Raw genomic sequence first — 12,646 nt, forward strand, 5'->3', positions numbered from 1 at the left:
TCAAAATGGCCACCAGCATATATGCCATGATGTATTGGCTGTGTTCAGAGCGTCAGGCTGGCCGGCAGTTCGATGCGGTAACGCAGCCCGGCGCCCGGCCTGCTGCTGGCACTGATGCGCCCCTGCAGCAGGCCGGTGACGCTGCTGTAGACCATGAAGGTGCCCAGCCCGTGATGCTGGCCGAATTGCGAGGTGTAGAAGGGGTCGAACAGCCTGGAGAGTTCCGCTTCGTCCAGGCCGCGCCCGTTGTCGGCAAATTCCAGCACAATCCCGTGTTCCGTGGTGGTAACGGTGAGGGTGATATGCCCGGCCTGCCGTTCGCGCAGGCCGTGGACGAGTGCATTGTCGATCAGCCGCTCCAGCACCTGCCACAGCACATTGCGGTAGCTCATCACGGTGATGCCGGGCGGGCAGCTGAATGCCAGCGTGTGGCCGGCCTCCTGCAAACGCGAGCGGTATTGCCCGGCGAGTTCAGTCAGCAGGGTATCGAAATGGATGGTTTGTGGCAGTTCGCTATCCTCGGCCTGGCCGATCTGGCGCAGGTTCTGGATCAGGCCGATGGCGCGCTGGATATTACGCAGGATGAGCGAATTGGTTTCCTGGCTCTGTTCCAGCTGGCGCAGCACTTCGGATTTGCTGATGTTGTTGCCCGCCAGTGCCTGGCTGAGCTTGTTCTGGTCGTCCAGCAGGCTGCTGATGGCGGTGAGTGCCACGCCCAGTGGCGTGTTCAGTTCGTGCGCCATGCCGGACGTGAGCCGGCCCAGTGCGGCCATCTTGCGACCTTCCACCATGCGTTCCTGCGTCTCTCCCAGCTCGGCCAGCGCGCTGGCCAGTTCTTCGTTCACCTGCTGCAGTGAGCGCGTGCGTTCGACGACTTTTTCTTCCAGCTGTTCGGCGTGTTCCTGCAGGGCGCCGAGGTAGCTGCTGCGTTCGCTGGCAATGCGGGCGACCCGCTCGAACCATGGTGTCCAGAAGGCCGGCACGTCGGGCGCGGACTGCAGCGGGTTGGCATCGACGGCAAACACGAAATCGGCCAGGCCCAGCGCCGGGCGGGTGTAGAAGCGGTGCAGCAACCATACCAGCAGCATCAGAAGAAGCATGCCCAGCAGGGAAAACAGCAGGTAGTTGTCGAGCAGGTCGCTGGCGACGCGATCCAGCTCGGCGTGACCAATGTGGCAGTACAGCTGCCAGGGCGTGCCGGCAATCGGCAGCACCAGCCAGTAGCGCTCGCCCAGGCTGACGAATTGCCCGCCGGGTTGCTGTCGCTGCAGTTGCGGCCATTGCGGCAGGAGCTGCGCGGCCTGCAGCGGCTGGCTTAGCCCCTTGAGGCTGCCCAGCGAATCGCCGAGTAGCTGTCCCTTCTGGTCGATGATCATGGTCTGCAGCAACGGCAGGCGGTTGTCCTGCAAGGCTCGGTCGAGCATGGACAGCGTGATGTCGGCGCCGACCGCACCGGCATAATCGCTGCCTTGATACACGGGGGCGAGCAGCGACACCATCATGCCCTTGCCGCCGCTGTCCATGTACGGCGTGGTCCACTGCAGCTGGCGCTGCGGATTGCGTTGCGGCCCGGCGAGCTGGACGGGAAGGGTTCCGCCGGCATCGTAAATGATGCCCAGCGCTTCATCGATATCCTTGCTGGCGGTCGCATCCAGCACTTCCTTGCGGCTCAGGCCCGGGTAGAGCAGGCTGTAGCGCTGTGCCGCATCGTAGTAGTAACTCCATTGCAGTTCGGGATGGGCGGCGTGCGCGCTGCCGGCCAATTGGCCTAGCTGCAGCGTGGCGGCCAGCAGCAGGCGTTCCCGTGCCGGCAGGCTTGCCGCCTCGGCGGGCCGGTTGTGCGGCCAGAAACCGCTGTGGACATACAGCGTTCCCAGGCTTTGCGCCAGTGGCGAGCCCAGCTGGTCGAATGGCGTATCGGGAGGCAGGGAACCTGGCAGGCGGGCTAGCAGGCTGGTATCGGCCAACTCCGGCGTAGCCAGGATGCGCTGCATGCCGTTCTGCAGGGTAATGACATGGTGGCGGGCATTGCCGACCTTCTGCTCAAGCAGCATTTCCTGCTGGCGAGCGGCGATGCGCAGCGTGTCGAGTTGCTCGCCATAGACCTTCTGCCGCAGCTGTACGTTCAGCGCGACCACCGCCCCGACCAGCAGCGCAAGCATGGTCAGCAGCAGCAGGAAATAGGGGCGCTTGAGTGCGCTGGTACGGGTCTGGTGATCCATGACCTTGGCTGGGCGAACGGATATCCCCACTCTAAGCCGGAAAACCCGGCTCGACAAAAACAATGCGCCGCCTGCCTGACAAAATGCACACAGCAGGGCTCGCCCCCTTTGCGGTAGAATCAGCGGTTTTGATTGCCGATTTTCCGGGAGCCAACCATGCACCAGTCCACCCTGATTCAGGACCTGAGCGATCGCGGCCTGATCGCCCAGACCACCGATCTCGCCGCCCTTGACGAACTGCTGGCGAAAGAGAGTGTGACGCTGTATTGCGGCTTTGACCCGACCGCTGACAGCCTGCACATCGGTTCGCTGGTACCGATTCTGGTGCTCAAGCGCTTCCAGCAGGCCGGCCACAAGCCGATTGCGCTGGTGGGCGGCGCCACCGGCATGATTGGCGACCCGAGCTTCAAGGCGACGGAACGGAAATTGAACACGCCTGACGTGATCGAAGGCTGGGTGGGCAAGATCCGCGACCAGGTATCGCCCTTCCTGAGCTTTGAAGGCAGCAATGCGGCCATCATGGCCAACAACTACGACTGGTTCGGCGGCATGGGCGCGCTGGAATTCCTGCGCGACATCGGCAAGTACTTCTCGGTCAACGCCATGATCAAGAAAGAGGCCGTGCAGCAGCGCATCGCCCGCGAAGACCAGGGCATCAGCTACACCGAATTCTCCTACAGCCTGCTGCAGGGTTACGACTTCACTGAACTGAACCGCCGCCACAACTGCGTGTTGCAGATCGGTGGCTCCGACCAGTGGGGCAACATCACCGCCGGCACCGACCTCACCCGCCGCCTGAACCAGACCCACGTGTTCGGGCTGACCCTGCCGCTGGTGACCAAATCCGACGGCACCAAATTCGGTAAAACTGAGACCGGCACCATCTGGCTGGATGCGAAAAAGACCTCGCCCTACGCCTTCTACCAGTTCTGGCTGAACACGGCGGATGCCGACGTGTACAAGTTCCTGAAGTACTTCTCCTTCCTGTCCGCTGCGGAAATCGACGCGATTGAAGCGGCCGACAAGGCCAGCGGCACCAAGCCGGAAGCGCAGCGCATCCTGGCTGAGAATGTCACCCGCACCGTGCATGGCGAAGCGGCAGTGGAAGCGGCACAGCGCATTTCCAAGCACCTGTTCAGCGAATCGCTCGCCGCCCTCACTGAAAACGACTTCGAACAGCTTGCACAGGACGGCATGCCGAGCGTGCAACTGGGCCGCGACGTCGCCGGCCTGATCGATGCGCTGGCTGCAGCGGGTCTCGCCAAATCCAAGAGCGAGGCGCGCACCTTTATCCAGAGCGGTGCGGTAACGGTGAACGGTGCCAAGGTCGACAGCCTGGAACACGTGTTTGCGGACACCGAGCGCCTGTTCGGCCGCTACACGATGCTCAAGCGCGGCAAGAAGAACTACGCGCTGGTGGTGTGGCAGTAAGTCTTTCCGCCATCTGAAAAACAACAGCGCCACCCTTGCGGTGGCGTTGCTGTTTTACATGAAACGCTACCGGAGAATGGGCGCGCTGGTTTGCCACGGGTTTGGGCGATGGTGCATCATGCCTTCATGCTGAATCCGATCCATAACCATCTCGCCCAGCCGCTGGTCTGGCTACTATTCGCGGTGTTGTTTGGTGTGTCGCCCCCTGGCCTAGCGCACTGCAAGCTGCAGCCGATTCCCGATCATGCTGCCGGTTTCCAAACGGTCGTCGGTGAATTGCATCAGGAAGGCGGAGATGGTGATGTTGCCAAACCGGCCTGGCTGGGACCGATTCGTGCCGGTCAATGCACGCTGGATAGCGAGCTGTTTCACGGCCCGTTGGCGCTGGCTGATGCGCGTTATCTGTTTGTGGTCAGTTATTCCGGCAGTACGCAGTGGCTGACGGCCTATGATCTGAAAACGTGCCGCCAGCACTGGCGCAGTGCGGCGCTGTTTGGCCAGATTTCGCTACAGACCGATGCTTACCATTACCGGGCTGCTGAAGCGGATTATCGCTTCATTGCCGACAAGCATTGTCACTTGCGACAACATCCAGGCCGGTAGCCGACCATTGCACCAATATGGCTTTCTTTTCCGTAAGATTGTCCTCCCTATTGCAAAAACGCCGGCTGGTTGCCGCTGCGCCGGCCGGCAGCGGTGGATGTTTCATGTGAAACATCGGTAGTGCCGCTGCAGTGTGGTAACCGTGCGCCGGTTATCCACCGTTCCGCCATTTTTCCTTACAGGCTGGCCGCGCTGGCTGGTATAAATGATTGGGTTCAGCCTGAGGGAGATCATCATGCGGCGCGCCTTGCTGACGCCGGTTTTTGCGCTGCTGTGCGGCTTGGCTGCGGCGGAAACCATCACCATCAATGCCGAGGACGACTGGGCGCCGTTTTCCAGTCTCGACCGGGCTGCTGGCAAGCCGCAGGGCTTTGCCGTCGATGTGGTGCGCGCGGCCTTTGCCAGCCAGGGCGTTACCGTGCAGTTTCGCGTGGTGCCGTTCACGCGCTGCCTGCGCGAGGTGCAGGCCAATACGGCGCTGGCGTGCTTCAATATCGAGAAAACCGGCTACAACGTGAAGGATTTTGTCTGGCATGCCACGCCATTGCTTGACGAGCCGCTGGCGATTTTTGCCCGTAAGCCCTACAAGCGCCAGCTGACGGTTGACGATCTGGCCGGCCGGCGCGTGGCGCTGACGCGGGATTACACCTATCCGTCCAGCCTGATGAACCAGCCCGGGCTGGTGAAAGATTATGCAGGCAGCGACGAGCAGCAGTTGCGCAAGCTGCTGGCCGGGCGCGTCGATTTCGCGGTCATCAATGTGCATCCGGCGCGACGGCTGCTGTTTGGCAATCCCGATTTTCTCGGGCAGCTGCACGAGGTTGGCCAGGTGAATGTGGCGCAGTTCTATGTCGGCTTTGCACCGCAGAATCCGGCCTCGCGCCGTTATGCCGAGCTGCTCGACAAGGGCTTGGCAACGCTGCGCGCCAATGGCCAGTATGCTCTCATGCAGCGGCAGCTGGAACAGCAGCTGGCCACGGCCCCCTGATTCCCGCTTGGGCGTTCTGGAACTCACTTACTTGATTGTACGAGGGTATTGCCATATGGCCATTTAATTAAATTGGCTGTATGGCAATACATGTCCACGTATTGGGCGGCTGCATCCCGCTTGGCAAAACAGCAAGAACGGACAAGTGCCCATGCCGGCTTGCGGCCATGCTGAATGCAGCGCTGGTGTAGACATTCGTGCTGCGCCATCCCGCCGCCGGCTGCGGTGTGTGTGAAGGAGCTGATCATGTCGATTCGTTTGTTGCCGGCCCTGCTGGGCACCTTGCTGCTCTCCGCCTGCCAGGGGGATGCGCCGCCGCAGGTGAAAACCGGGCCGGCTGGTGGTGTACTGTTCGACGATTTCAGCTACGCCGGCATTGCTGAACTGGCGCCGCACGGCTGGATCATGCGCACTGCGCGCGGCTGGCCCGGCGTGGAAAACGCCGCCTGGGGCGAGGCCTCGTTCAGCCTGCACGACGACGCGGATGTGCTCGGCAATCGCGTGCTGCGCATGACGTCGCAGACCGACGGCACGGCGGCCGGCACGCGCCAGTCGCAGCTGTGCCACGCGCGCAAATACCTGGCCGGCACCTATGCCGCGCGCGTGCGCTTTACCGATGCGCCGGTCAGCGGGCCGAATGGCGATGAGGTCGTGCAGACCTTTTACACGATCAGCCCGCTGGAGAAGGATCTCGACCCGAACTACAGCGAGCTGGATCATGAATACCTGCCCAACGGCGGCTGGGGTACGCACGGGGCTACGCATTTCAATACGTCGTGGGAAACCGTGCGGCTCGATCCGTGGAAGGCCTACAACCAGTTCGCGCGTCGCCCCGGATCGCTGGCCGGCTGGCATGTGCTGCTGATCCAGGTGGCTGATGGCAAGATCAATTACTACCTCGACCGCGAGCACTTGGCCACGCACGACGGCAAGGTCTATCCGCGCGTGCCGATGTCGCTGAACTTCAACCTCTGGTTCACCCGCGAAGGCATCCGGCCTGGCAATGCGCTGCGCGTGTGGCAGCAGGACATTGACTGGGCCTGGCATGCGCAGGGGCGCATTCTTGATCATGATGCAGTGCTGGCCGAGGTCGCCGCGCTCCGAAAGGCCGGCAAGGCATTTGCCGATACGGTACCGGCGGCCACGCCGCCGCTGGCCTCGCCGTGCAATATGTAGGCTGCGCTGCAGGTAAAGCGCAAGCGCGGGCAAGCATGACAGGGGAATGGCTGGCAGACTGGCGGGGTGTTCCGGAGTGCCGTCATGCCGATCAAGCCCCTCGAAAATATCACCGCCATCATCCCTTTCATGCCGCTGCTAGGCCATGCCGAATTTGACAGCTACAACCATGCCGATCCTACGCATCGCGGCTGGCTGACTGACCGCATTGACCAGCACCTCTACTGCGACACCCGTTTCTTTGGCGCCACTGCCGAGGATGGTACTCCCCTTGGCGTCATTGCCGCCTGGGTCGAGCCGCGCCCGCCTGGCATTCTGGAAGATTATCCCTGTGCCGAAATCCGGCAGTTTGCCGTTGCTGCCGGGCACCGGCGTCAGGGTATCGGCACAAAGTTGCTGCAGCACCTTGAGGCCGAATTGCGGCAACAGCAGGTGTATTGCGTTTACCTGCACACCTATCCGGCCGATTATGACGTGATCGCCTGCTATGGCCGGAATGGCTACATGCCGACAGGGCTGGTTCCCGATGTTTACGGCCCGGGGCTTGAGGGCATGCTGTTTCTGCGCAAGGTGCTGCGATAGCAGGGTATGCTTCGGTAGCTATTGATTTGAAATGGCTGTGAGGCAATACCCATTATTGTTTGGTGCCGGCAGCGCTAGCCAAAGCGCTGCCGGTAATCCTGCGGCGTGACGCCATATTCGCGCAGGAAGGCACGGCGCAACGCCTGCTCGTCGCCAAAGCCGCATTGCTGCGCGATCTGTTTCAGGCTGCCGCCCGTCAGCAGCTGGCTGCTGGCCGCCTCAAGGCGCAGTGCCGTGATGGCGCGTGCCGGGGTTTGCCCGGTCGCGGCGAGGTAGTGACGGGCGAAGCTGCGCGGGCTCATGGCCATCTGCTCGGCCAGCGTGCCGACATCAAGCGGGCGGTGCAGATTGGCGCGCAGCCACGCGTGCAGGCCGGCAAAGCGCGCGTCGCGGCTCTGGATTGCCAGTGGCTGGATGAATTGTGATTGTCCGCCGGGGCGCTTGAGAAACACCACCATCTGCCGCGCGATGCGCATCGCCACAGCGTGGCCGAAGTCGTCCTCGACGAGCGCGAGCGCCAGATCGATGCCGGCTGAAATGCCGGCGGCAGTCCAGACCATGCCATCGCGCACGAAGAGGGCATCGGCATCAACAAGGATGCTGGCGTCGCGCTGCTGCAATTGCGCCGTGTATTGCCAGTGGGTCGTTGCGCGGCGGCCCTGCAGCAGCCCGGCTGCCGCCAGGATCAATGCACCGGTGCAGATGCTGCAGACGCGGCGGGCGCGTACGGCAAGCGCGGGCAACACGGCGGCGACGCTGGCTTCCTCGGGCAAGCCACCGGGGATGATCAGTGTATCGATGGGCGTGGTGGCGAGCCTATCCAGTGCCACCGTTGCAAAGACTGCACCGGTCGAGGTACGCACCATGCCGCCGGCCAGCGAAGCCAGATGCAGCGCATACGGTATCCGCTCCGCCGTGAAACCGTTGCGGTTCGGTTGCGAGAACACTTCGAGCGGGCCGGCAACGTCGAGTACGTTGACGTCGTCATACAGCAGGAAAACGATATTCCTCGCCGTGCCAGAGTCTGCATGAACCGTTGGAAAGTCATTCGTCATCTCGGTCTCAAAACGTGCATGAAGCTGGGCTATGCTGCCATGAAGTCAGCATGAAAGGGGGCCGTCATGGCTGCTGTAAGAAGTCCGGACAAACCGGTGGAAGCATTGCGCGAGGATCGTCTGGCGATGTTGCAGGATATCGCCCGGGAACTGGAGGACGACGTCTGTTTTCCGGTGAGTTTTGATGCGACGGTGCGAATTGGCAGTGTGCTGCGTGATCCTGCTGCCAGGCCGCAGCAGGTGGCCGCGTGTGTCGTGCAGGATCCGCTCGTGGTGCTTAAGCTTTTGCGCGAAGCGAATCTTCCGCAGAACAATCCGCAGAATGTCTGTCTGTACCGGGTGGATGAAGCCATTGCCCGGCTGGGTATGTCCGCCACCCGCAGGCTGATTACGGCCTGCACCGTCGAGCAGCTGGCCCAGATGAAACACCTCAGCCAGTTTGAAGAACTCGCAGGCTACCTCTGGCAGCACAGCCTGCGCACGGCCGCCATTGCCCGTGTCATTGCCGCCCGCCTGACACGCGTTGACCCCGAGCAGGCCTTTCTGGCCGGGCTGATCCATGATCTGGGCGTCTTTTACTTGCTGGACCGCGTGTGGCTGTATCCGGAGTTGCAGGAACGCCCGCAGTCGGTGAAGTATCTGGTGATCCAGTGGCATGAGAGCGTGAATGCCATTCTGCTCGATAGCCTGGGAGTTCCCGAGGCGCTGGTCGAGGGCGTACGCGAGCATGATCTGCCTCGCCCGCCGCTGGAAAACCCGCGCACGCTGTCCGATGTGATCTATCTTGCCAACCTGTTTGCCGGCGGGCTGGAAGAATTCCGTCTGCAGGACATGCCCCATGCTGCACCTCCCGAGCTGGCGCTGCCAAAATTCCAGGCACTGGAGGCGGAATTCACTGTGGCCTGTGCCGAGATACTTGCCACGGCTTAGCATGCAGGCCCATCACTCCTACCACGGCTTTTCAGGCGCTCATACAGGGTCGCGAGCAGGGGCAGCAGCAGCAGCCAGGGTACGAGGGCATTGAGCCTTGCCCAGCCGAACTGCTGCAGCAGCGGCGCTGCGGCCAGCGATGCGCTTGCCGCCAGAATGCTGGTCGTGAATTCGCTGCACGCCTGTGTTTTGCCGCGCTCGCTGTCGCGGTAACTGAGCGCCAGCAGCGTTGATCCGGCAACAAACATGAAGTTCCAGCCTACGCCAAGCAGCAGCAGGGCCAGATAGAAGGCCGGCAGCGTCAGCGAGTGGCCGGCAATAAGGCTGGCAGCCAGCAGCAGGCCCATGCCGGTGAGGGCGAGTGTGCCGGCACCGAAGCGCTGCACCAGCTTGCCGGCAACCAGCGCCGGCGCGAACATGCCGAGCATGTGCCACTGGATGACGCCGGCTCCATCCGCAATGCCGAAGCCGCAGCCCAGCATCGCCAGCGGCGTCGCCGTCATCACGCAGACCATGATCGCGTAGGCGACCACATTGTTGGCCAGTGCCGCCACAAACACCGGGCTCCGGATGATGCGGCGCAGCGGGCGCGGTGTTTCTGCTGCTGCATTTTCTGATACGGCACAGGGTGTTGGTCTGTAGCCAAAATAAATCAAGGCAGCAGTGGCTATACCCATTGCACTGGCGGTCAGATAGGCGCCACCGAACAGCACGCCCGGCAGCCAGCCCTGCGTACTTTTGGCCAGCCATGGCCCGAGCAATGCCGCAAGTACGCCGCCCGTGAGCACCGTTGCAATCGCCCGCCCCTTGCAGGCAGCTGCCACGCTGTCGGCGGCGGCCAGCCGGTAGTACTGGGCAAAGGCCTGAAAGCCGCCACTGAACAGGGCCGCCACACAGAGCAAGCCGAAACTGCGCTGCTGCATCGCCAGAAAGGCCAGCAGGCCGCCGGCTGCACCCAGCAGCGCGCCAGTCAGGAAGCCGCTGCGGCGACCGATGCGCTGCAGCCAGTGTGCGGCAAACAGCGTGGTAATGGCTGCGGTGAGGATGATCAGCGAAAAGGGCAGTGTCGCCCAGGCCTTGTTGCTGGCGAGCTGCAGCCCGGCCAGCCCCGTGAGCGTGAGCTGGATCGAAATGGCAATGGTATACAGCGCTTGGCAAAGCGCCAGAATCCGCACTGAAGCAGGCAGCATCATGTCGGGCCCCTTGTTGTTGCCGGTAATGCGGCCAGACCGTGATGATACAGCCGCGCGGCCACGACCAGCAGCACCGCGCCACTGAGCACCGGTGTCAGCAGGAATGACCAGGGCATGGCGGCGGGGGCCAGTATCACCAGCAGCGGGTTGGCGCCCGCTGGCGGGTGCAGCGTATCAGTCAGCACCATCAGCGCGATACCAAGCCCGCCTGCAAGTGCCAGCGCAAGCGGCCCGCTACCCAGCAGGGCCAGCACGAGCAAGCCGGCTGCCGCCGTGAGGAGATGGCCACCGATGACATTGCGGGCACGTGCCAGCGGCGAAGCCGGCAGGGCAAACAGGATTGCGCAACTCGCGCCAAATGGTGCCATCAGCAAGGGCAGGGAGCTGCTCGACAGCAGTGCCAGCAAGGCCAGTGCCAGTGCGGCACCCATACCTGCGCGCAGGGCGGGAAACAGCTTCATGATCGGATACTCCGCAGCAGTAATGCTTGCAGCATGCAGGATGCCTGCATGGCAGGAATGACAATCATGCATCAGATACTGCCAGGTCATGAGCGAAGCCAGAGGATGCGGCGGACGGAACTGCGTTGCTGCTGGCTTTCGAATGATTGACGAGTGATTCCTTTGCCTGTGTTCTTGCTTGCTTGCCTTGCCTGGGTGATGCCGCTACGCTGCAGCGGCCTGTTGCACTCATTCCCATGGAAGGTCCGCTATGTCCTCACTCAGCCAGTATGCCCGTGACACCCTGAAAAACTGGGTATGGTCCGGCTTTTATCGCAAGGCGGAGCTGTACAGCAGCATGCAGGAGATGCTGGATGAAGAGGGTGAACAAGTCGATGGTGCCGAGCTGGGCGCGCTGATTGATACTGCGCTGGCCGCCAAACACGAGCAGGAAGCCGGCTGGCCAGCAACCACTGACTGCGAACGGCTCGAACAGGCTTTCCAGTCACTGCGGCTGGCGGGGATCTGCTGTCTTCACAATGCCGGCTACACGATGTCCGATGGTCATAGTGATGCGGCAGAAATGATGGAGGCTGGCGATGAGGTCTTCCGTGGTTTCTGTTTCTATCACGGCCAGGATGTTGAACGGGCCATTGCCGGGGATGGCCTGATGCTGGCCTTTGGTGCGCGCAGCGATGATGCCGGTCAGGCCGTGGCCGTCGCACGGGACATCGTTGCCGCCCTGCAGCAGGCAGGCCTTGCGCCCGAGTGGGATGGCGTGGCGGATACCCGGATTGCCTTGCCAGCGTTTGCCTGGCAACGCCGTACCGCGTTGCCGCCATCGGCGTTCCAGCCAGTTGCAGAACACCGCTTCGCGAATCCACAGCGACGCTTTCGCGTTTTTTACTGCTTCTATGGACCGGATATTGCGGCCGAACAGGAAGATGGCGTATTCAAAACGGCAGCGGAAATCGTCAACGAACTGTTTGGCCAAATTCGCAGCGACGGCGATTTTGTCGGCCTGCTCGATGAGGAAGGGAATACGCTGCAAATGATTTATGAACAGCAGGAAAGCCACTACTGGGTAGAGGTGCCTGTCGTTGCCGAGCAGGGGTCCTATGGCCGGGCAGGCAGCGCGGCCGAAATGACCGAGCTGTTTCTGCAATTGCCGGCCTTGTTTGTCCCCGCTGCATTTCCCGGCTTCCAGTTTGTGAGCTGGGAAAATGACGAGATTGCCGAATGATTCTGCCAGCTGCATTGCATGCATACCGGCAGCAGGGGCGTGAATTGCAGCCGGGCGATGCAGAATTTCGTGGCACTTTTCTGCCGGAAAGCCTGCGTGCCCTGTATGCCGAATCCGATGGCGTACCCTTGCCGGAATACCGCAGCCTGTTGCCCTTCGCGCAAGCCAGGGACTACGCAAGGATGCTGGCTGATTTGCCGGTGAGCCAGCTACTCGGATTGTGGCCACTGGCTGATGTCACCGGCAGCGATCCTTACTGCCTGTGCCTGGCGTCGCCCCTGCGTGGTTGTGTTCTGCTCTTGCAGCATGATGATGATTCGACGGTAACGCATTCGTCATTGTCCGGTTTTCTGCACAGCCTGAGTGATCTTGCCGGTTCTGCCGACGCAGGGCGCTACACGTTCTGCCAGCCCGAGTTTCCTCTGCCTGCCGGAATCATGCAGGCTGCTGACGTGCTCTTTACCGGGCAGACGGACGACGAAATCAGGCTGACACTGCTTTCCGCCTGTTCGCCGCAGAGCCTGACCGCCGTTCTTGCCAGTGACGACATGTGGCTGCGTGAGCGTGCTGCAAATCTGCTTGGCCAGCATGGCTATCTGCCAGCCTGCGCACCGCTGGAGCAGCTCGCCCACGCCGGTGAGCGGCAAGACCACCGTGCGGCCCGCAAGGCATTTTCAGCAATCCGGCAACTGCATTTTTCCAGACGATGAGGCTAGGCCATGCCATGCAGCAAGCAAGGCGATGAATGCTCCGGGTGCTGTTGATGGTGTGCGCGTGAAGCAA

Annotated in this window: 12 protein-coding genes; 8 read left to right on the top strand and 4 right to left on the bottom strand. The window is 62.1% G+C overall.

All coding sequences use genetic code 11. The annotated features are described in order from the left end of the window. Positions 1 to 44: 44 nt before the first annotated feature. A complete protein-coding gene (locus H559_RS0104350) occupies positions 45 to 2,222 on the bottom strand; it encodes an ATP-binding protein (protein ID WP_028451680.1) in 2,178 nt (725 codons plus the stop codon). Positions 2,223 to 2,378: 156 nt separating this feature from the next. Here H559_RS0104350 and tyrS point away from each other — a divergent pair, with 156 nt between their 5' ends. The 5 genes from tyrS to H559_RS0104375 all read left to right on the top strand — a co-directional run bounded on the left by tyrS (position 2,379) and on the right by H559_RS0104375 (position 7,002). Then, a complete protein-coding gene (gene tyrS, locus H559_RS0104355) occupies positions 2,379 to 3,653 on the top strand; it encodes a tyrosine--tRNA ligase (protein ID WP_028451681.1) in 1,275 nt (424 codons plus the stop codon). 126 nt (positions 3,654 to 3,779) lie between these two features. Further along, the gene (locus tag H559_RS0104360; protein ID WP_155845287.1) at positions 3,780 to 4,256 is read left to right on the top strand and encodes a hypothetical protein; all 477 of its coding nucleotides are present in this window, start codon (positions 3,780 to 3,782) and stop codon (positions 4,254 to 4,256) included. A 235-nt stretch (positions 4,257 to 4,491) separates the two neighbouring features. Further along, positions 4,492 to 5,244 (top strand): substrate-binding periplasmic protein, encoded by a 753-nt coding sequence (locus H559_RS0104365; protein ID WP_162143292.1) that lies wholly within the window; start codon positions 4,492 to 4,494, stop codon positions 5,242 to 5,244. A gap of 246 nt (positions 5,245 to 5,490) precedes the next feature. After that, entirely contained in the window at positions 5,491 to 6,420 is a 930-nt protein-coding gene (locus tag H559_RS0104370; protein ID WP_034639648.1) for a glycoside hydrolase family 16 protein, read from the top strand. Positions 6,421 to 6,504: 84 nt separating this feature from the next. Beyond that, positions 6,505 to 7,002, top strand: coding sequence for a GNAT family N-acetyltransferase (locus H559_RS0104375; protein WP_028451685.1), 498 nt, complete (start codon positions 6,505 to 6,507; stop codon positions 7,000 to 7,002). A 74-nt stretch (positions 7,003 to 7,076) separates the two neighbouring features. Here the strand turns inward: H559_RS0104375 and H559_RS0104380 are convergent, their stop codons facing one another. Further along, the gene (locus tag H559_RS0104380; RefSeq protein ID WP_051278925.1) at positions 7,077 to 8,057 is read right to left on the bottom strand and encodes a GlxA family transcriptional regulator; all 981 of its coding nucleotides are present in this window, start codon (positions 8,055 to 8,057) and stop codon (positions 7,077 to 7,079) included. A gap of 66 nt (positions 8,058 to 8,123) precedes the next feature. Between H559_RS0104380 and H559_RS0104385 the strand changes: the two genes are divergently transcribed. Beyond that, positions 8,124 to 8,987 (top strand): HDOD domain-containing protein, encoded by an 864-nt coding sequence (locus H559_RS0104385; RefSeq protein ID WP_028451687.1) that lies wholly within the window; start codon positions 8,124 to 8,126, stop codon positions 8,985 to 8,987. Here H559_RS0104385 and H559_RS18935 read toward each other — a convergent pair. Together H559_RS18935 and H559_RS0104395 are read right to left on the bottom strand one after the other, a co-directional pair. Continuing rightward, positions 8,984 to 10,180: an MFS transporter gene (locus tag H559_RS18935; RefSeq protein ID WP_034639650.1), complete on the bottom strand. Its 1,197-nt coding sequence runs from the start codon at positions 10,178 to 10,180 to the stop codon at positions 8,984 to 8,986. The genes H559_RS0104385 and H559_RS18935 overlap by 4 nt on opposite strands. Further along, positions 10,177 to 10,641 (bottom strand): HPP family protein, encoded by a 465-nt coding sequence (locus H559_RS0104395; RefSeq protein ID WP_028451688.1) that lies wholly within the window; start codon positions 10,639 to 10,641, stop codon positions 10,177 to 10,179. Before H559_RS0104395 ends, H559_RS18935 begins: the two co-directional genes overlap by 4 nt. Before the next feature lie 250 nt (positions 10,642 to 10,891). On the opposite strand from H559_RS0104395, the gene H559_RS21420 reads away from it, so the two are divergent. After that, positions 10,892 to 11,863 (top strand): DUF6891 domain-containing protein, encoded by a 972-nt coding sequence (locus tag H559_RS21420; RefSeq protein WP_051278927.1) that lies wholly within the window; start codon positions 10,892 to 10,894, stop codon positions 11,861 to 11,863. Then, positions 11,860 to 12,573, top strand: a complete 714-nt coding sequence (locus H559_RS0104405) for an SMI1/KNR4 family protein (RefSeq protein WP_028451689.1) — start codon at positions 11,860 to 11,862, stop codon at positions 12,571 to 12,573. The genes H559_RS21420 and H559_RS0104405 overlap by 4 nt, the downstream gene beginning before the upstream one ends. The last annotated feature ends 73 nt before the right edge of the window (positions 12,574 to 12,646 follow it).

It is taken from the genome of Chitinilyticum aquatile DSM 21506 (genome assembly GCF_000430805.1).
Lineage (GTDB): Bacteria > Pseudomonadota > Gammaproteobacteria > Burkholderiales > Chitinibacteraceae > Chitinilyticum > Chitinilyticum aquatile.